This window comes from Pantoea sp. X-Soil-YNGN-844, assembly GCF_059730595.1.
This window is the reverse complement of record NZ_AP036007.1, coordinates 565,195-583,735: the sequence shown is the minus strand read 5'-3', so window position 1 is coordinate 583,735 and position 18,541 is coordinate 565,195. Positions and strand designations below refer to the sequence as shown.

General features: G+C 49.4%; 16 protein-coding genes, 1 tRNA gene and 2 pseudogenes. 8 read left to right on the top strand and 11 right to left on the bottom strand.

The annotated features are described in order from the left end of the window. Positions 1–36: 36 nt before the first annotated feature. The 3 genes from AC6I8C_RS02570 to AC6I8C_RS02560 are packed head-to-tail and all read left to right on the top strand — an operon-like array spanning position 37 to position 4,710. Positions 37–1,296 carry a TolC family outer membrane protein gene (locus AC6I8C_RS02570; protein WP_497821527.1) on the top strand — a complete coding sequence of 420 codons (1,260 nt, stop codon included), beginning with the start codon at positions 37–39 and terminating at the stop codon, positions 1,294–1,296. 28 nt (positions 1,297–1,324) lie between these two features. Beyond that, entirely contained in the window at positions 1,325–3,532 is a 2,208-nt protein-coding gene (locus AC6I8C_RS02565; RefSeq protein WP_497821526.1) for a type I secretion system permease/ATPase, read from the top strand. Then, on the top strand, positions 3,529–4,710 hold the full coding sequence (locus AC6I8C_RS02560; RefSeq protein ID WP_497821525.1) for a beta-barrel domain-containing protein: 1,182 nt from the start codon (positions 3,529–3,531) through the stop codon (positions 4,708–4,710). Before AC6I8C_RS02565 ends, AC6I8C_RS02560 begins: the two co-directional genes overlap by 4 nt. A 255-nt stretch (positions 4,711–4,965) precedes the next feature. Here AC6I8C_RS02560 and AC6I8C_RS02555 read toward each other — a convergent pair whose 3' ends face one another. The 3 genes from AC6I8C_RS02555 to AC6I8C_RS02545 are packed head-to-tail and all read right to left on the bottom strand — an operon-like array spanning position 4,966 to position 6,904. After that, a complete protein-coding gene (locus tag AC6I8C_RS02555; RefSeq protein WP_497821524.1) occupies positions 4,966–5,784 on the bottom strand; it encodes a CDP-diacylglycerol diphosphatase in 819 nt (272 codons plus the stop codon). Next, positions 5,781–6,206, bottom strand: coding sequence for a hypothetical protein (locus tag AC6I8C_RS02550; RefSeq protein ID WP_497821523.1), 426 nt, complete (start codon positions 6,204–6,206; stop codon positions 5,781–5,783). The genes AC6I8C_RS02555 and AC6I8C_RS02550 overlap by 4 nt, the downstream gene beginning before the upstream one ends. Beyond that, on the bottom strand, positions 6,203–6,904 hold the full coding sequence (locus AC6I8C_RS02545) for a hypothetical protein (RefSeq protein ID WP_497821522.1): 702 nt from the start codon (positions 6,902–6,904) through the stop codon (positions 6,203–6,205). Before AC6I8C_RS02545 ends, AC6I8C_RS02550 begins: the two co-directional genes overlap by 4 nt. Positions 6,905–7,156: 252 nt before the next feature. Here AC6I8C_RS02545 and AC6I8C_RS02540 point away from each other — a divergent pair, with 252 nt between their 5' ends. Beyond that, positions 7,157–8,029 (top strand): phosphorothioated DNA-binding restriction endonuclease, encoded by an 873-nt coding sequence (locus AC6I8C_RS02540; RefSeq protein ID WP_497821521.1) that lies wholly within the window; start codon positions 7,157–7,159, stop codon positions 8,027–8,029. A 293-nt stretch (positions 8,030–8,322) separates the two neighbouring features. Here the strand turns inward: AC6I8C_RS02540 and symE are convergent, their stop codons facing one another. From symE to AC6I8C_RS02525, 3 genes and pseudogenes are all read right to left on the bottom strand, one after another. Further along, the gene (gene symE, locus AC6I8C_RS02535; RefSeq protein WP_497821520.1) at positions 8,323–8,652 is read right to left on the bottom strand and encodes an endoribonuclease SymE; all 330 of its coding nucleotides are present in this window, start codon (positions 8,650–8,652) and stop codon (positions 8,323–8,325) included. Positions 8,653–8,878: 226 nt separating this feature from the next. Next, positions 8,879–9,085 (bottom strand): annotated as a pseudogene (locus AC6I8C_RS02530) (restriction endonuclease subunit S); the annotation flags it as partial. A gap of 188 nt (positions 9,086–9,273) precedes the next feature. After that, positions 9,274–10,239: a hypothetical protein gene (locus tag AC6I8C_RS02525; RefSeq protein ID WP_497821519.1), complete on the bottom strand. Its 966-nt coding sequence runs from the start codon at positions 10,237–10,239 to the stop codon at positions 9,274–9,276. A gap of 1,011 nt (positions 10,240–11,250) precedes the next feature. Between AC6I8C_RS02525 and AC6I8C_RS02520 the strand changes: the two genes are divergently transcribed. Continuing rightward, positions 11,251–13,284: a hypothetical protein gene (locus tag AC6I8C_RS02520; RefSeq protein ID WP_497821518.1), complete on the top strand. Its 2,034-nt coding sequence runs from the start codon at positions 11,251–11,253 to the stop codon at positions 13,282–13,284. A gap of 191 nt (positions 13,285–13,475) precedes the next feature. Here AC6I8C_RS02520 and AC6I8C_RS02515 read toward each other — a convergent pair. The 5 genes and pseudogenes from AC6I8C_RS02515 to AC6I8C_RS02495 all read right to left on the bottom strand — a co-directional run. Further along, positions 13,476–13,619, bottom strand: a pseudogene (locus AC6I8C_RS02515) (TA system toxin CbtA family protein); the annotation flags it as partial. 159 nt (positions 13,620–13,778) lie between these two features. Next, positions 13,779–13,863 (bottom strand) — tRNA-Leu (locus AC6I8C_RS02510). A gap of 211 nt (positions 13,864–14,074) precedes the next feature. Next, a complete protein-coding gene (locus tag AC6I8C_RS02505) occupies positions 14,075–15,106 on the bottom strand; it encodes a DUF1176 domain-containing protein (RefSeq protein ID WP_497823298.1) in 1,032 nt (343 codons plus the stop codon). Between the two features lie 213 nt (positions 15,107–15,319). Further along, positions 15,320–16,306, bottom strand: coding sequence for a YsnF/AvaK domain-containing protein (locus tag AC6I8C_RS02500; RefSeq protein WP_497821517.1), 987 nt, complete (start codon positions 16,304–16,306; stop codon positions 15,320–15,322). Positions 16,307–16,322: 16 nt separating this feature from the next. Then, entirely contained in the window at positions 16,323–16,724 is a 402-nt protein-coding gene (locus tag AC6I8C_RS02495) for a DUF2382 domain-containing protein (RefSeq protein ID WP_497821516.1), read from the bottom strand. 57 nt (positions 16,725–16,781) lie between these two features. Between AC6I8C_RS02495 and AC6I8C_RS02490 the strand changes: the two genes are divergently transcribed. The 3 genes from AC6I8C_RS02490 to AC6I8C_RS02480 all read left to right on the top strand — a co-directional run bounded on the left by AC6I8C_RS02490 (position 16,782) and on the right by AC6I8C_RS02480 (position 18,531). Further along, positions 16,782–17,087 carry a hypothetical protein gene (locus tag AC6I8C_RS02490; protein WP_497821515.1) on the top strand — a complete coding sequence of 102 codons (306 nt, stop codon included), beginning with the start codon at positions 16,782–16,784 and terminating at the stop codon, positions 17,085–17,087. 168 nt (positions 17,088–17,255) lie between these two features. After that, a complete protein-coding gene (locus tag AC6I8C_RS02485) occupies positions 17,256–17,765 on the top strand; it encodes a YjjA family protein (protein WP_497821514.1) in 510 nt (169 codons plus the stop codon). Positions 17,766–17,895: 130 nt separating this feature from the next. Beyond that, complete coding sequence (locus AC6I8C_RS02480; protein WP_497821513.1) at positions 17,896–18,531, top strand: hypothetical protein; 636 nt, start codon at positions 17,896–17,898, stop codon at positions 18,529–18,531. The last annotated feature ends 10 nt before the right edge of the window (positions 18,532–18,541 follow it).

Genomic DNA, 18,541 nt, shown 5'->3' with positions numbered 1-18,541 from the left:
GCAGATAAATTACAAATTAATCCGGCAGAAATTGAAATGCAGCCTGCAGCGTCGAACGGAGCTGAAAGCTTTCCGGCTGACTGGCAGGCGGCTATCCAGCTGGCGGTGAATCATCATCCCTCCATCAGCAGCAGCATTGCGACGCTGGAGTCCTCAGGGTTCACCATTGATGCCGCAAAAGCGGGCTATCTGCCCTCTATAAAAGCGGGCATCACAACCGGTCGACAGCAGGATGAAGGCAGCGGCCATATCGCCACCGTCGGCCTCTCTCAGATGCTTTACGACTTTGGTAAAACCGGCAGCGCGGTCGATCAGGCCAGCGCGAAATATCTGCGCCAGCAGGCCACTGTTCTGATGCAGATCGACACCATTATCGAACAAACCGCACTGGCGCTGAATGACGTTTATCGCTCGACGCAGCTACTTGATAACTCGAAGAAAGAGGTGAAAGCCCTGCGGGATATCCTGGCGCTGACGCAAATGCGTGCCGATGCCGGAGCCAGCACACGGGTGGATCCAGTTCAGGCGCAGGCGCGCGTTGAAGCCGCACAGGCAGAGCAACTGGATCTGGAAATCAAACTCCAGCAGCAGAAATACCATCTGCAATCATTGCTGGGACAGCCGGTTGCCGAAAAGAAAATATCCGCGCCGATCTCCCTGCTGCCGCTGATTGAGCGTCAGAATGCCCGGATCGATTTAAACCGTAACCCGACCATTTTAGTCGCCCAGGCCGATGCCGCCGTGGCACTGGCCGAGTTACGTAATTACAAAGCGCAGCGCTATCCCACTTTATCGCTTGAAGCCAACACCAATAAATATATCGGCGACATTGCGGATTATCAGCGCCATAGCCAGTACCAGAACGTTTATCTGTCTGTTAACAGCACGCTTTATCAGGGCGGCGCATTAGTGGCGCAGGAAAGTGCCAGTGCCCGCGCACTTGAAGCGGCCAGAACCACTATAGCCAGTAAAAAACTGGAGATCAGCGATCAGCAACGCAATTATTTCCAGAGCGTAAAGGGATTACAAAAAAATATCAGCCTGCTGACGCGTCGTATGAAAACGATTATGGAGACGCGCTCTCTTTATCGTGAGCAATATTTATCGCTGGGTAATCGAAACGTACTCGACTTACTTAACGCCGAACAGGAAATAAGCCGTGCTCAGCAGGATTTAATTAATGCCCGCTGCGACCTCTGGGCCTCTTCCGTTAATTATCTGGTAGTAACCGGTATGGCACGCGAAGCGTTTGATTTAAATAATAAGGTCATTCAGGGACTGCGCATTGCGCCGTAATTCTGTCAGCAATGAAGAGAAGATGATAATGAACACGATATCTGACAGCGAAAATGCATCAGCACAGCCTGAGGCTAAAAAAGCTTATACCCCCTGGCTCGACGCGCTACTGCTGGTGGCGAAACATTACCGCCTTGATGGTTCACCAGAACGTGTCAAAGGCGAAGCGGAATGGCATATGCAGCACCTTTCACAGGATGCCTTGATTGAAAATATGGCGCGCCAGCTCGGCCTGCTGGTGATTTTTGACGCGTTTGACCCGGATCAGCTCGATCCATGGCGCATGCCGTTGATCGTCGATTTCGGTCCCCGCGGCGTCGGCGTCATCACCACGGTGGGCGAAGATGGCCAGGTCAGCGTGATGCTGAGCGGTGAAAAACAGCTGCAGACCACGCTGAGTATTGAAGATCTGTCGCAGCATGCACAGCGCGTACTGCTGGCGAAGCCGGAGTCTTCCGTGCCGGATGCGCGGGTGGATGACTATATTAAGCCGCATCGTGCTGACTGGCTGTGGCAGACCATTCTTCGTGAGTGGCCAGCCTATGTAAACGTGATGTTTGCGTCGCTGATCTCCAACGTGCTGGGCCTCTCAGCGATGCTCTTCACCATGCAGGTGTATGACCGGGTGATCCCTTCCCAGTCCGTTCCCTCTCTCTGGGTACTGTTTGGCGGCGTCATGATTGCCCTGACCTGCGTGTTTGTAATGCGCATTATCCGCACGCATATCTCTGATGCAGCCGGTAAAAGCGCGGATCTGCGCATCTCCGATCGCGTCTTTGGTCACGCGCTGCGGATCCGTAACGATCAGCGTCCCAAATCGACCGGATCGTTTATTGCTCAGATCCGCGAGCTGGAACAGATCCGTGAGCTGATTACCTCGACCACCATTTCAGCAATTGCCGATCTGCCTTTTTTAATCATCTTTCTGTTTATCCTCTGGTTACTGGGTGGATGGCTGGTACTGGTTCCGCTGGCGGCGATTCCGCTGATTGTTATTCCAGGCCTGCTGGCGCAGGGTTCGCTGGCGAAGCTCTCCAAAGCGACCATGCGCGAGTCCGCAGTGCGCAGCGCTATGCTGGTTGAGACCGTACAGGGCATGGATGACATCAAGCTGCTGCGCGCAGAGCCCTACTTTCAGAACCAGTGGAATCACCTGAATGAGGTGATCAGTAAATCTTCACAGAAGCAGCGTTTTGTCAGCGGCCTGCTGATGAGCTGGACCAGTGAAGTCCAGACCGTTGCCTATGTCAGCGTGGTGCTGGTGGGTGCCTTTTTTGCCATGAGCGGTGACCTCTCTACCGGCGTGTTAATTGGCTGCTCGATGCTGGCCTCACGCATGATGGCACCGCTGGGCCAGCTGGCGATGATATTTGGCCGCTGGCAGCAGGCCAAAGTGGCGCGCGAAGGACTGGAGAACCTGCTTAACAGCGAGGTCGATCAGCCAGAACGCAGCATCCGCATTCATCGCCCGCGCATAAACGGCGAATATGCGCTCTCTGACGTCATCTATCGCTACGACCCGAACTCCCCTGATCCGGTGCTGACGGTGAAAAAGCTGACCATTAAAGCCGGTGAGAAAGTGGTGCTGTTGGGGCGTAACGGATCCGGTAAATCAACGCTGTTGCAACTGATGGCAGGTCTGTTGCAGCCGGGCGAAGGTGCCCTGCTGCTGGATGGCGTGCGGCTTTCCTCCATTGACCCGCTGGATGTAAGGCGTGACGTCGGGCTGCTCACCCAGAACGCATCCCTGTTTTACGGCACGATTCGCGAGAACTTACGCATGGGCATGCCGCTGGCGACGGAAGAGGAGATGCTTCAGGCCCTGGAGATCAGCGGCGCACTCGACTTTATTCAGCGCCTGCCGGAAGGCATGGATTATCTGTTACAGGAGGGTGGCAAAGGCTTGTCTGGCGGACAGCGCCAGCAGCTGTTGCTGGCGCGCACCCTGCTCCGCCAGCCCAGCGTACTGCTGCTGGATGAACCGACCGCCTGGCTGGATGATGCCGCTGAAAAACATCTGATTGAACGGCTGATGACGTGGATGGGTAACCGGACGCTGATTATTGCTACTCACCGCCCGGCGGTATTGCAGCTGGTTGATCGCATCATGCTGATGGATAAGGGCAGGATTGCGCGGGATGGCTCAAAGGCAGAGATGCTGGTCACCCGACCCGAAGCCAGCGCCGCACCTCATCAGGGCAAAGTCAATGTTAAACCGCAGGGAGCACAGGCATGATTTTCTCCTTATTCCGTAAAAAGAAGCATCAGCGTTCCCGTCAGCGCGTCTCTTCCGGCGGCCTTATCATCATGTCAGTGCTGGTCATGCTGCTGCTGTTTTTCATCTGGGCTTCTAACTTCGAACTGGATGAAGTCACGGTCGGTGTCGGCAAAGTGGTACCCAGCTCACACGAGCAGATCATCCAGTCACTGGAGGGCGGGATCCTGAAAGAGCTGAAGGTTCACGAAGGGGATGTGGTTGAGGCAGGTCAGGTACTAGCATTGCTGGATCCCACCCAGATTGACTCGGGTGTGCAGGAGAGCACGTCGCGTTTACGCGCGGCGCTCGCGACGGCGGCTCGCTTGCAGGCTGAGACGGCGGGCACGCCGCTGACCTTTCCGCCGGAAGTATTAGCGGATCCGTCCCTGGTGGCCGCTGAGACGGCGCTTTATCACTCGCGTCGTGAGAACTACAGCAAAACCATTAGCGGCCTGACCGAAGCGCTGAGCCTGATTAACCGCGAGCTGCAGCTGACCTCTTCCCTGGTGGCAAAAGGCGCGGCCAGTAACGTGGAAGTACTGCGCCTGAAACGTCAGGCTAACGACCTGCAAAGTAAGCTCAACGACGCGGAAAATAACTACATCGTGCAGGCACGTGAAGAGCTGGCGAAAGCCAACGCCGAAGCGGCATCTCAGCGATCGATTATCATCGGGCGGGCGGACTCGCTGAAGCGCACAGTCGTTGTCACGCCGGTCAGAGGGATAGTTAAAGATATCGAGGTAAACACGGTCGGTGGCGTTATCCCACAGCGCGGCAATCTGATGGAAATTGTGCCGCTGGATGAGCAACTGATGATTGAGGCGCAGATCGCCCCGCGCGATGTCGCCTTTATCACGCCAGGCCAGCGTGCGGTGGTAAAGCTGACCGCGTATGACTACAACATCTATGGGGGTCTGGAGGGCAAAGTGGCTTCTATTTCACCCGACACCATTCAGGATGAAGTGCATCGCGACCAGTACTATTATCGCGTCTATATCCGCACCGATAAGGATTATCTGGTGAATAAAAAGGGCAAAAAGTTTCCGGTTTATCCGGGGATGATCGCGATGGGTGAGATCCACACCGGCAGCAAAACCATTATGGAGTATCTGATGAAACCGCTGAACCGCGCGAAGGAAGCGCTGCGGGAGAGGTAAAATCTGCAGGGGCTGAAGATGGAACGGTGAAAATGCATGTCCGGGCTTCTGAACCTGCCTGGACATGCTTTTTGGTAAAATTGGTCGCGGCGAAAATGGCACTGTTTAATTCTGTGGGAAAGCGTCGCTGTATTGGTAAGTCAGTCACCAGCGCTTAATGGGATCAGACCCGATGCGCGGGCGATCGTCCTCGTCAGCCGGGTTAGTGCTATGAGAGGGTTTAATTACAGCACAGCGGTTGGGTCGGTGGATGATTCAGGGTGATGAAGTTTGATTACCCGCGGCTGAAACGTCAGCTGGCGGCGCTGAAAGAATAGCGCAGCGTTTATCCAGTAGCGACTCAACGGACGCCCGATTGCCCTTATCCCAGCCGCGCCGGGTGGTTAGCAGCATAAACCCTTTTTCTCCTGAGAACGTCGCCGGGATAAGCGCCACACCAGACTCCGCCAGCTGCGGCGGCGACAGATGGAAATGGCGCGCCACGGAGGAAACAGGATAGATACCCATTGCCGTCGGTTGCATAACGCGACGGGCATAGTAGGTGTGATTCAGCAAACGGTCGGGCAAGGGTCGCCAGTCATTATGAATAAAGGGGTGCTCGGCCTGAAGCTGGCGATACACATCCTCCCGCAGGCAGGTCAGATGAATATGTAGTTGATTCTGGCTGCGGCCATAAGCGGAATTAAGCGCCATGCCGAGCCGATCCTCAGGTACTTCAGCACCATAGGCCGCCATCAGACGATAACGCATTAACCAGGCGTAGCCGAAATAATCGGGACGTCCGGGGCGCGACAGCGCAATGCTCTCAATACCGGACATCGCCATCGTGGGCACCAGGATAAAGTGCAGCTTATGGCGAGGATTCTGGATAATGCTGTAGCCCTGTGTGCTGTCCTGCGGCAGATAGACTTGCTGGCAAGGTGCCGGATCGCGACGGTAGTGATAGTTATTCATGCAGAGGTCATGCGTGACCGTCCACAGCGCGTCAGAGCGGGCGCATCCCACCAGTAGCAGCGCGATGACAAGCGGCAGAGATCGGCATCGCCATAACAATTTCCCGTTCAGGTGACTCAATTATGCAAAACCTTAGTCAGCTCAATCTCACGGGTAGTAGGGTTAACGTACAGATAAAACAGATCCCCATCCAGCTGATCAGGCTTTGCCCATATCTCCTTCTCACCCAGACTACGCTTTTGCTTCTCGTATCCCAGCCTTTCGAGATAATTGCGCAGCGATGCAGTATCTGAAGCTTCTTTAAATACGATGCTATTTGAAGGGGAATAACCGTCACCAGGATGCGATTCAAAGTAGTAGTTGTCCGTTATACGCGGGGCATTTTCAATATCCGGATCTGTCAGCATGTGATAGTTAACGAAATCATTTTCTTTATAGACAGTTGCCCCATCAGAGCCTGATGCAACAAACCAGATAAACAAGCCGCCGCAAACAAGTATGGTGACAGCTATAAGTGCTAACCACTTAAACAGGTTTTTCATTGCTTCGTCCCCATGAATGAGAGTGTTGTCCCATCATTGGTAACGACCTTAACGATTCCAGAAGTGAAATCGTTCCATGGCCTGAGCCAGGTCATAAAATGCGGAAGATTTACCTTATATGGCTGATGTCGGACGCATTTGTCATCCGGGTCAGGAAAAAGAATCGGGCGGAATCCATGATTTTTATGGGAACCGATAGCCCCGTAGTAGTCCCAGCGCCGAACAGCTGAATCATAGCTGACTGGCTTGAGACGATAGCCATACCGACCCGGTATGATAGCCCGATAAAACCCGAACAGATCAGACACCAAATCCTCACCACTGAAGCCACTGTCTGTATACCATGAGAATGAACGCAGACTTTGCAGACCTTCAAATCTGGACGCGGTGTTCATCATCATCGCCAGCATGATTCTGTTTATCTCATCGGTGCTGCGGCCTCGCTTGATTTCCCAGTGAGAAAATTTCCCGACGCCAAACCGCGATTTGAACTTAAAAACGCCCATATCCTGCCGATACATGACTGAATAAGATGGATTGCCGCTGCGCTCGCCCTCAACGAATTGACGCCACAGGGCAGCAACATCATTGCCACGAGCATGGCCCATGTCAATCCAGCCCAACACCTCGGTATAGACAATGCCTCTGTCGAGTACGTCAAATGATGCTCCATCCTTAATTTCTCTTCTGGTGCTCATACTTACATCTCCTTATGTAGTTCGCCCGAGAATGGTATAGCTGATTTTTCAGGCAGTCCAGACGAGAAGCGGATTTCATTAGCCTGCTTCCCATTGATTCATACTCCACATTGTCTGCAGGGCGGTTCAGGCAACAAGGACTGTGAGGTCGTAGAACAGATGCAACTCTCTGAATGCTCTTCTTAGCATGCATTGAATCTCATACCTTTTAAGAGCATGATCGCAATAATTATCCGTTGCTTAGCCCTGACTATGACTCCAGCCCAATCACTTCAGACTGCAATTTCCGATGTCGCGGTCTGGCGCAAAGGCGATCAATGCGCCCCTCATAAACCTCTATTGCTGCTCTATGTATTATCCCAATACAGGAAAGGTCATTCGCGGCTATTTAACTATGGAAATGAGATTGACGAGCCGTTAACCAGGCTGCTGATTGAGTTTGGTCCGAAAAGGCGTGAGTACTATCCCAATATGCCTTTCTGGCGGTTGAGAACAGATGGATTCTGGACGCTCGAAAACTCAGAGAACTGCAGACCTCGTAAAGGCAACATCCAGCCGACTAAGCGCGAGCTGATTCAAAATCAGGTTAGCGGCGGATTTGATGAAGAGAATTATCAAACGCTGCAAAAAAATCCAGCCCTGATCGACAAGCTGGCGCAGCAGATTCTGACTGAGCGTTTTCCCGAGAGTCTCCAGATTAAACTGGCCGAACTGCTAGGCTTCGATTTAGTCACGCTGATGAGAACTCGCGACCCTCGCTTTCGCGACATGATTTTACGGGCTTATCACTCGCAATGCGCCATTTGCGGATATGACCTGCGACTGGATGGTGCGCTGGTCGGACTTGAGGCGGCGCACATACGCTGGAAGCAATATGGTGGCCCTTGTGAAGTCAATAACGGACTGGCCCTCTGCTCCGTACACCATTCTGCATTCGACAAAGGCGCTATCGGCATTGATGAAGACCTGAAGATTCAGATATCAGGTGGGGTCAATCGTAGCCCCATTGTGGACCAGCTTTTCTGGGCGCTTGAAGGACATAGGCTTCATCTGCCTAAAGATAAAATGCTGTGGCCTGCTGAGCGATTTATTGAGTGGCATCAGACGCAGGTGTTTAAAGCCTGAAGTCATAAAAGTATCCTCAGCCTCCCGTTAATTATGCGGATGGCAAATGTCGGCAGAGGCTGAATATTCGCTTTTATCAAGGATTGGTGTGCTGGCACATTCACTTTGTATGAAGTCGATATAACGTTGACGTCGGAGATAGTATTTCTTTGCAGTCGGGCATTAAGGCGTCAGGCTGCAATGCGGTGAACGTGGCCAACAATGAAGAAAGCCCGGCAACGGATGTGCTGGTAGAAGTGTTCTGGTCCTGATAGTTAACCGCTCCCGATACGATGTCGGGAGCGGCTTCTCATTCAGACGAGTTTCTGTTTACCGGATATAACCTGAATAAACTCCTGCACCTGCTTTTGTTTCCGCGCCGACAGCTTGCACACCTGGCGCAGAGACTGCATCAGTTCGCTCTCCTGCCGGGCGGTGAGCAAAATACAGCCTTCCATTACCTTTACATCAACTGCTGTGCCCGTAGCAAAACCGGCTGCTTCCAGCCATTGCCCTTTCATGGTGATGGCGGGCATTCTGCTGTAATCCGGATAGCGACTCGCGTAGCCAACAGTTAATTGACGGTTATTTGCCGGGGTGACTTCTGGTTCTGAGGATTGTGCAATAGAATGGGCGTCAGTCATGATTACTATTCCCTATAAATAGTGATTGTGATTAGCGGCGCGGGTATGTTGGCGCACATCCGCGCCGCGCTAAATACCTGTATATATCATCAGGAAAGAGAGGGAAAGTCCAGTTTAAATCAGCCTTGAATAAGCTATTTATAAAAGCATTTGGTTATAAAAATTATTTTTTAGCTGGCAGTAAATAATAAGAGTCGTACCAGAAAGGTGCGTAATAAAATAAGAATCAGGATTTTTTACGTGTGGCTTTTTTACCTGCGCTGACTGCTGGTTCGGCTTTGATTTTTTCCATTAATGCGGCAGCGCTGTTATCACCGCTGATCAATCCCGCGTTTTCTGCCCGCCACTGCGCAGTAAGTTCACCCCGGAAGGCTATCGACAGGATGGATTGCGTCAGAATGTTGACACTTGCCAGCGCATTGTTGACCTGTTGCAAGCTCGCCGTGTTGCTTCAATCGTTTGAAGTTAATTCCTGGAATGACTTGTGATTTTTTTAATTCTCTGGCCTGAAGACATAGCTTACAAATAATAGGCATCACAATTCCTTATTGCATCGAAAAAGATGCAAATGCTCTTTTAGTACAATGAGCAATCAAAGCTGCATAGCATCAATAATGTATATTATCTTTTAGTATAATTTGCCCTGAGGAAGTCCTCATACTTCTTAGGTAATAAGGCTATCTCACCCCACTTTTTGTTAGGAGACCAATAGCCGGCACCTACTTTCTCAATCTTGCCAAAGAATATAAGTATACGTCTTAAAGCATTATCCTCTTTGATTCCCCTTGCCTCTAAATCGCCTTTATCTGCAGAGATTCTAAAATCAACGTTACCTTGTAGATATGGATGTCTCAAGAAGATATGCGAGGTTGAATCATAGTGCTTAAAGCGAACTATTTCTCCAAAATAGAATTTAGGCTCTTCATCTACATCATTTATTTCCGCAGCATCTTTTAAATCGCTATCTAAAACATAACTATACACATTTTCTTCAACAACTATATGGATTTCTCTGTGATAGTTGTGCCTGAAGTTTGTACAAAGAGATTGAACGCTCGTTATCTTGCTAGGGAGTCTGAAAGTTTCGCCCTCATGCCTTGAGACGGGAACCGCAACTTCAGGGCCATCTTCACTTTCAAATTCGGTTTGTAATGGCTCCTGTTCACCTTCGAAATCAGCTCGCGGGTTATTTTTTGGCCTTTCTTGCATAAAGCCACTTATTATGACTAAGTCTTGGTCCTCGACTGCCTGTCGCGCCTCTTCTTCAGAACTATATTTTTTGCCAGCCAATTGACTGCTTCGCAAGCGACAATAAGGTGCATCTTCATCAGGAAAATGCCTAAATAAAGCCTCTCTTCCATTTGCCATTACAGCTATTGCAGGATCATTTGGAACACGAGTAAGAGGTTCGTAGCATGAAGGACAGTGCAGGTGTCCTTTCATTTCAACAAGATAATCTAAAGGTTCAATTTCAGTACGGACTAAAACAGCTATGGAATGTCTTGTCCGATCCCATTTCGGGTCATAATATGCGTAAGCAATTCTATTCAAATTCATAGCCACCTCCATTGTTATGTTTTTTAACATACTGTTTTCATGATAAAAAAACCATAACCTAAGTATAGAAACAGGTAATAAAATGTTCAAATGACGCATTTTTCTAATTTATAAAATATTATCATTACATAAGTTAAATTGGACTTATTTTGGTAAAAGCAGCCATAAAGCCCGTTGCTGGTACTACTAACAAACAGAGCGTAGCAGCTCCATCATCTGTCCAGAGTGAACACACCTAATCAGGATAACCGTGTACCCTTACGGGAGCATGGCTGAAGCGCTGGCGGAGCCTGCATATAGTGTGAAGGTACGTTACCACCACAGGCATGTTTGGCTGTTAAAAGGCTAGACATCGGGCTTAAATGTTTGTGATGAAACTGTTTTGGGAATGTTTAGAGACGTTAGTAATGTCATAGTGATTCAGGTTAAGAAACTGTACTTATTTGAAGCTTGGAACTACACGCCGCTATGAGTTCACATCCCATTCACCATTATCAACTACAGCGGCTTTTAAACGGGAAGATAGAGAAGAAATCTGTAAATTTATAAAAGTCAGAAATAGTTAGCCATCTTATTGATATGTATATTTTAAGTAATTGGTGCGAAGGCCGGACTCGAATTTCACACTTAATATACTGATATCAACATTCTTTATAAACAGGAATTAATAGTTAAACCCGCATTTGTACCCACAAGTTAAAATCCGTACAAAAAATAGACATTGCAAGTGGGTATAAAGCCATACCAGTAGAACACCGATATAGCTATCAAAGCAAGATTCAGAAAGTCAGAGGCTTACCCTCGAAAATCACTAATACTTGCCCAAGTAAATGCACGACTAAAAGGTCCTCATCAAACAGGTAGTCTTTGAGCATCTGCTATGAGTTAATCGAGGACAAGTATGTAAATGTCTTTATTACACCATAGAGCCTTACCAACATTGTGATCATAACCTCATGTTTTCTTTGTCATATAAAGTTCATATTGAGACGTCAAAAGAGTTATAATGTCAATCGGTATACGTTCCGACAGAGAGGAAACATGCAACCCATACACCCCCTTATCAAAGCGGCAAGAGATAAAAAATTACCGCATCCAGCCCAGCTGAATAAATTCAATCAAGAATACTGGATTAAATTCATGGACCAAATAGGTCCGCTAACTGCAGAGGCTTCAGCATACATTTCAGGTGCAACGTGGCTCAATAATAATTTTCAAAGTGTGAATAATACTCGAAAGCAAATTTGTTTTTTAAAGGGCTGCAGACCTGAATATCATGAAATGATCAGGGCACATATCGCCAGCGCTAATTATGCATTTTGGCAGGTATGCGATGAACAAAAAGAGATTTTTGAAGATACAAGCAATACAGCTATAGAGCAGTTTATTATCTTAAAAACTTCGAAGGTAGGAAAAAGCGACCCGGTAAGTGTAAACAGTGTAAATATGCATAGGCTTGACAGTCTAAGAGGTCCATTGTTCGAGCTATTTAAATATAAGGACCATATGCATATACTCTTTCCTGATGATCGCCCGAACAAGTTATCAAAACTTGACTTTTATCTCGCAGAAATGAGGCTGTCTCAGCACTTCCATAGCTTTTCTTCGCTGTGGCAAGACTTACTCTATGGTCGTGCAGTATTCACTTTCCAGCAGAAGCGAGTCTTTTTCATGCAATGTCATTCTGACTATCACCGAATGAAAACAATTGCAGAATACCGTCGAGATCATTTTTTAGCCACTTCAATAACTGAAGCTCGTACCGTAATGGATAAATTTCAGAATATCAATCCTTGGTCAAATTATCTACATTATGAGCCAGGTAAAGCGTTGAGCCCAGCACCATGGCGAACATTATCTCAAAGCTCGCAAATGATTGCCAGATATCAGCCTTTATCGGCTTTAATTCAGCTTGACGACCACCTCAAATCACTATTAAAACGTAAATCCTCCCCTTGTATTGAACGTAAATTACAAAGTGTTTTAGATATATGGGTTCATCTATCTGTGCTGGCTGTTCAGATTGATGAACATCTGCATACAAACGAGGAAATCATCGACTGGTCAAAACTAGTTCATCTTGCACCTCAATTTGAACATTCTAATCTTATTGCTGCACTAATACAGTGTTGTGAATATAGTGAAACTGAGATCATCGATGCCCTAGATTTATTGACCTGGAGAGGAAAGTCGCCGCAGGAGGATTTATGGGTGCAGCCTCTGGTGTCTGTAGAGGATAATTATATTTTCCCGATCAGTGCTTTTCTCACAGCTAGCCTAACCCGCAATATAGATTGTTGGATGGCTAAAATAGATCCCAATGATACTCGCCGTGGAAAACTATTTGAGAAGGATTTGATTAGAGTATTGGAAGAGTGCCGAAATGGAAACTCGGTGATGAAGGAGCATTTGCGCTATACCTCTGCAATTGAACCAAACTATCATGGACATACGGAAGAAATAGATCTGACCTTCTCTTTTGGAAACTTACTAATTGTTGTAGAAGCTCGTAGCCGTAAAACATCTATCACGCCACTCGATTATGACAATGAACTTTTCGATTCTAACGGGCTGGTGCATAAAACCAAGCAGGCCATTAGAAAAGCAGCATTTGTTAAAAATCATCTTGAGCATTTTTGTAAGGATTATTACCCCCACTTATCTGGTACAGAAGACGTTGAGGTTATCCCACTAGTAATAATCAATGGTCAATTTCATGCGGGTTTTCCACTGAATGACGTACCTATTATCGATTCAGCGCTTCTGTTGCATTATCTTCGAGATCGTGAGGTGCGTTTTATGGCAGCAGCACCTTATGACAAACATCAGTATGGCATCCCACTTTGGCAGAGTCTCGAAGAGGCACAAAGTCGTTTCAGGGATTATCTTTCATGCCCTACCTTGATAAAGGTTTACGAATCAATGTGTAGAGAGTCAGTAAAACGCTCCAACAATCTCGGGGAGGATTTTGATGAGGTTGTTTCACTTACATTCGAAATTCATTTCATGGGATGGGAAGAGCAATTGGCTCATGTTAAACGAGCCTTTCAAAATCAATTTGTAAAATATTACTGACTTGAATCATTCCATAGCAGACCATTATTCGAAGGATATAGTCGGCATTGATAAAAAATATCCCATCACTACTGATAAAAACTTCAATCTCTTATTTTAGGATTTTTAAACGAGAAAATAAAATGCACCGGTCGTTATCGGCTGGTGCATTATGAAATCAATAATCAAGGAGGTAATAAAAAAGATGTTGTTTAACGTACAGCATTTTTACGGCTTCGGCGCAATAAACCAGTTGCCTGTCGCGCCCGCAGAATATCGACTGCCCGCAGATATGGGGACTGTTCTTGCCAGTTGAATTCCCTGCGATCAATACGAACCAGCTCGTACTTACAAACATTATCGAACCAAGATGTAGCCACAGTTGTACTCGCATCTGTAACTTGCTGTAGTTTGAATAAGGTGGCTTCGGATGAATGAACGAGGATGAAAACATTGCGGATACCGAACTTGAGACACAAAAAAAGCCGCCCTTGAGCGACTTTAATTCGTATACCTGGTGCCGAAGGCCGGAATCGAACCGGCACGCCTCGCGGCGGTTGATTTTGAATCAACTGCGTCTACCGATTTCGCCACTTCGGCACTGAAGGGTATGCGGAAAACGTTGAGGATTATACCGTTACCCCCTGTTTCCGCAACCCTTATCCGCAGGCAGTGGTGCAACTGCTGAAAAAAACGTCTTTTGGGTTCTCAGCGACGCTGCGTGACATCCTTGTCAGAAATGCTTCGCTTACCCTGGCCCGCTGCAAAACACTCAAGTCAGCCCTCAGGTTTCACCGTCATAACAAAAGCGCTAACCCGATACCGGCTTCACATCAGTCACCAGCGTCGGCAGATCCCAGGTGCCGCCCGCATGGATATAACGACACATGCCGGTCCCGCCATCATAGCTTTTGCGGAAAACCTTGCCATCCCATACCCAGCTTTCCTGGCTCATGCAGTCACCGATGCCCCGGCCTTTCTGCACACTGGTAATCTCGCCTTTGTCGTAATCGGAACCAGAAATGGTCACCAGTTCAGGCTTGCCTTTGAGCTGATTATCAATGACCCAGTAGCCATAGCCTTCGTTATAAGCGGCACGCCAGCAGAGCGCCGAAAGCAAGGCGTGTGTGTCATCCAGTGGCGTAAGAGTCAGTCCGTCAGTTTCAGGGTCACTGTTTTCTGCAGGTGAATAGAGGCTGTCGCACGTGTCATCATCATTGTGATTGACCGTTGCAAGCAGTCGGGTTTTCAGTGCGTCGCTTTCTGTAGCGGTCAGCAGACGGGGTTCGCCGCCGAGGGTTTTAGCCGCCTGAATAACCGGTGCGGGCACAGCCTTAACCACGCTGCTTTCCGGTTTATTGCCCTTTTTGGTGAGCGCACCTGGCGTGCCGATACGGCCCTGCACGTCGTCCGCTTTCAGCAGCACGGCATACGCGCCCTCGCCGGAAAGCTGGAATGGCTTAGTGCCGCCTTTAAATTCCACTTTACCGCTGCCTTTCACGGCGCTGATGACCGCAGCAGTCTGACTGGCCGACATTCGCCAGTTGTCATCGGCCGCCACCAGATCGCCAGCGGATTTGCCATTGATCCACAGCGTCAGATTTTCCGCTGGTTCACTGTCATCTTCGGTGTCGCCGAGCGTCACTTCGCCCACTGTCTCCGTTCCCGGTCCAGCGGCACGGGTGAGCAGGATGGAGCCGGAGGGATCCTCTTCTTTGGCATAACCCGCAATGCGGCAGGTCCGAGTGTTATCACAGACAACTTCCCAGTCTTTGTGCTCAAGCGTTTTTCCGCTCTGGGCGGCCTGAGCCGACAGGGAGAGCATCGCCAGCACGAAAAGCATCGGTTTACAGTTCACTTTAATCCCTCAGGTTTTATTTCTGTCCGGCCTGCACAGATAGCGCCTGATTATATCGAAGAGAATTTGACGTCGTTATCCGTTTTTTCTCCCTCCCCACAACGCAAAAGAGCCAACCTCGCGGTTGGCTCTTTCTTGCATCTTCAGCATCGGGTATAGCGATACCCATCAGCGCCTGTCGTTGTCAGGATGAGCGCCTCAGTGCGAATGATCATGCAGCTTATGCTCCACTTTATCTTTCACTTCGCCAGCTTTGTCCTTCACCTTCTCAGTCAGGCTCTCTTTGTGGTCGCGATTGTGCGCGCCGGGTGACTGCGTACCTGCGCTGACAGGTTTGACGCCTGCTGTCGTACCCGGAAGCTCGCTCTCCAGACCACCTCGTGCATGGTCGATATCCACTTCCTGACGACGCACCGTGTCGTTAATGGTCTCGGTACGATCGCTGCCGTCGGTACGCACCACCACTTCTTCTTTCACGTGGGTCGTTTTGTTGATTACCGGCTGCTCATGGGTCTCAGCGACCTCGACGGTTTTCTCAGACCAGTCCACCTCTCCGGCCAGCGCGGGTTCATTCACCGAGCGGCGGAAGATGTCAGCGTGCTGCTCATGCAGCGAGATATCTTCAGATACGGTATCGGTCACGGTATAGCGGCGAACACGAGTCGAGCCTTCGCTAACCAGACGTTTACCCACTTCAACCTGCTCTTCGGCCAGACGCAGAATATCTGCTTCGCTCTCATCACCGGTCAGTGAGGTGCGTAGCGGCTCAGCCGGGCGGTCGTTGGTCTCACCGGCAAATTGCTTGCCTGCGGTCGGGTTAATGCCCGGTGCGGTGGTGCCGTTATTAATTGAGCTTTGCATACGTGACGGCACATCTACCGAGTCGTGAGAATGGAGAATCGTCATGGCGCGGGCCAGCTTCTCTTCCTCGGTGCGGATGGTCAGCACGACGCCGCCCTTGTCCATTGCTCGGGTATAGACATCTGCCTCATCTTTATCGACGTCGTGCCCAAACAGACGCTGCCACAGGCTCGGATGGCGGATAGATTGCCCTTCCTGCTGCAAACGTTCTCCACTGATAAGACTGATGTCCCGATCAGAAAAGCCTGCTTTCACGAGATTTCTTTTCGCGGCCTCTGCCTGAATTGCAGAATCGAACAGTGTTACGATTTTTTCCTGTGCCATGATAGGTTCCTCTCTGTTAGCTGATTTGATCGTCATCTCTCTCAACGTTCACCTGCTGCTCACGTCGGGTCACCACCTCCTGAAAAGGAACATTCTCCTGCACTTTTCGGATGTGGATTTCCTCTTTAAGCACCAGCTTTCTGACGATTTGGATTTCTTCCTCTACTACCGGGACAATCAGTACACCATTCTCTTCCCTGATGTCGGGCATCGTTTCAACGGGCTGCGCTTTCGCTACATGCTCAACCTCAACCTTCTCCTGGGTAAGCAGTGTACTGATGACCTCGTCATGTTCAGTTGTGGAACGGGTAACGCGGACATGTCCATCCACAATCTTTTGCTTCGTCAGGGCTATTTGCTCTTCAGCGAGTTTAAGCGTGACCTCTGCATTATTATTGTGCTCTGGCTGTCCAGCCATAATAACTCTCCCGTTAATTTAAATATCGGCCACAACTGCCTGACACAGTGATTAAGCATGAACACCCTCACGATTTTCGCAAGGCGGAATAATAAAATTTTTTGCAAGTCCAATTTAATTACGGTACGAAAAATCCCGTCTGAATCCCGCGAAATCTCTTTCGCTACCGCTACGCTAAAAATAAAAAAACCATATAAAACTGAAGCCTATGAAGAAGTAATTGCGAAGGTAAATATTAACACCGCAGACACAAAGACTTATAAAATCGCTTATGGAAAAACGGATTTTTTAATTCAGACCAGGATAATTCCTGATAAAAATGGCGAGAATATTAAAGAATGTTTCAGCCGAAGAGATAATTAACTCACAAGGGAAAGTCATCTCACGAAATAATAACACCCGTGCTCATCCGGATATTTAATCGTCTTTATTACAGAAGATTCCCAAAGCGTTATTTATGAAGGAAGTTCAGGAACTTTCTGGTCGTCAGGCTCTCTTAGCAAAACTGAATACGCAGATACTGAGGTTAAGATGAAACAGGCACAACGCAGTGCATGGATGTTGGGCATGGCGGCACTTCTGGTAGCAGGCAGTGCATCAGCGGCAAGCTGGCAGGATCAGCTGAGCAGTGCAGCGTCACAGCTCAGCCAGCAGAATAACGGCACCACCACCAGCACCACCCAGCAGAATAGCGGCATGTCGCTCTCTACTATTACCAGCATGCTGGGCGGCGGCGACAAAGCGGTCAGCGCCAATAGCATGACCAATGCGGCCGGTGTGATGCAGTACTGCGTCGAACACAACGTGGTGAAAAACAATGTGCAGTCGGTGAAAGATCAGGTGCTGAGCAAGCTCGGTCTGAATACGACGACCGCGCAGGAACAGAAAACCGACTACACCCAGGGCGTGGCAGGCCTGCTGAATACCGGGAACGGCCAGCAGCTTAATCTGCAAAGCCTGAGCAACTCGCCGATGGGTGAGAAGCTGAAAACCAAAGCCTGTGACGTGGTTCTGAAGCAGGGCAAAAACTTTATCTCCTGATCCCTCTCCTCTTCTCTCCCCTCTCTTCTCAGAGGGGAGCGTTAAACCCCGCTTTGCTGTGATGCCTGACATTCCCTTAACCTGGTGTTGAGCGCTATAGTGTTGTTTTGGTTTCTACAGGACAGCACGCATGAAAGGCATCAACATCGCACTTTACTTCGACCCCGATCAGATTCAGGCCTGCGTTCATGAACAGGACGGCAGCTATCTCAGCAAAAAATTCGAGTATGACGATGGCGTGATTGAAGAGATCTACCAGTGGCTGGAGCAGTACGAACCTAATCGCACCCACATCTGCCTGATTGAAAACGAAACCGCCGAACTGCTGGCCGATGAGCTGGTCGACAGCGGATTCCGCGTCCATCAGGTCACCATGCATCAGCTGCTGAGCTGGTTTGCTACCGAGCCGCCTTCCACGCCAGACGGCACGCCGATGCGCGCCATGCTGCGCTTCCTGGAAGATGAACATCCGCGTGAATATGAGTCGCGTACGCCGCAGACCGAAGCGCTGATGGAGATGTTCGACGAGCTGGATGCGCTGGAGATGGTGGATGACGGCGATGACGAAGACACGCTGCCGGGCGATCTGCTGCGCGCCATGAAGAAGCATAAAATCACCGCCAGCGCCGCGGCCCAGCGTCTGATGCCGGACGTCAATGAGCGTATCCGCGAACATCTTATGCAGTATCCCGAACTGATGACGCCCGAAATCCTGCAGGACTTCTTCCCGGAGCTGCTTGAGGCGCTGGAGCGCCCGAAACACTAACCAGGGAGAT

What these genes read in the sequence shown, in the direction of transcription:
- AC6I8C_RS02570 (WP_497821527.1), top strand. Translation starts at nt 37, where the DNA reads ATGCAGCCTGCAGCGTCGAACGGAGCTGAAAGCTTTCCGGCTGACTGG.
- AC6I8C_RS02565 (WP_497821526.1), top strand. Translation starts at nt 1,325, where the DNA reads ATGAACACGATATCTGACAGCGAAAATGCATCAGCACAGCCTGAGGCT.
- AC6I8C_RS02560 (WP_497821525.1), top strand. Translation starts at nt 3,529, where the DNA reads ATGATTTTCTCCTTATTCCGTAAAAAGAAGCATCAGCGTTCCCGTCAG.
- AC6I8C_RS02550 (WP_497821523.1), bottom strand. Translation starts at nt 6,206, where the DNA reads ATGAAAAACCTGTTTAAGTGGTTAGCACTTATAGCTGTCACCATACTT.
- AC6I8C_RS02545 (WP_497821522.1), bottom strand. Translation starts at nt 6,904, where the DNA reads ATGAGCACCAGAAGAGAAATTAAGGATGGAGCATCATTTGACGTACTC.
- AC6I8C_RS02540 (WP_497821521.1), top strand. Translation starts at nt 7,157, where the DNA reads ATGACTCCAGCCCAATCACTTCAGACTGCAATTTCCGATGTCGCGGTC.
- symE (WP_497821520.1), bottom strand. Translation starts at nt 8,652, where the DNA reads ATGACTGACGCCCATTCTATTGCACAATCCTCAGAACCAGAAGTCACC.
- AC6I8C_RS02525 (WP_497821519.1), bottom strand. Translation starts at nt 10,239, where the DNA reads ATGTTAAAAAACATAACAATGGAGGTGGCTATGAATTTGAATAGAATT.
- AC6I8C_RS02520 (WP_497821518.1), top strand. Translation starts at nt 11,251, where the DNA reads ATGCAACCCATACACCCCCTTATCAAAGCGGCAAGAGATAAAAAATTA.
- AC6I8C_RS02505 (WP_497823298.1), bottom strand. Translation starts at nt 15,106, where the DNA reads ATGCTTTTCGTGCTGGCGATGCTCTCCCTGTCGGCTCAGGCCGCCCAG.
- AC6I8C_RS02500 (WP_497821517.1), bottom strand. Translation starts at nt 16,306, where the DNA reads ATGGCACAGGAAAAAATCGTAACACTGTTCGATTCTGCAATTCAGGCA.
- AC6I8C_RS02495 (WP_497821516.1), bottom strand. Translation starts at nt 16,724, where the DNA reads ATGGCTGGACAGCCAGAGCACAATAATAATGCAGAGGTCACGCTTAAA.
- AC6I8C_RS02490 (WP_497821515.1), top strand. Translation starts at nt 16,782, where the DNA reads ATGAACACCCTCACGATTTTCGCAAGGCGGAATAATAAAATTTTTTGC.
- AC6I8C_RS02485 (WP_497821514.1), top strand. Translation starts at nt 17,256, where the DNA reads ATGAAACAGGCACAACGCAGTGCATGGATGTTGGGCATGGCGGCACTT.
- AC6I8C_RS02480 (WP_497821513.1), top strand. Translation starts at nt 17,896, where the DNA reads ATGAAAGGCATCAACATCGCACTTTACTTCGACCCCGATCAGATTCAG.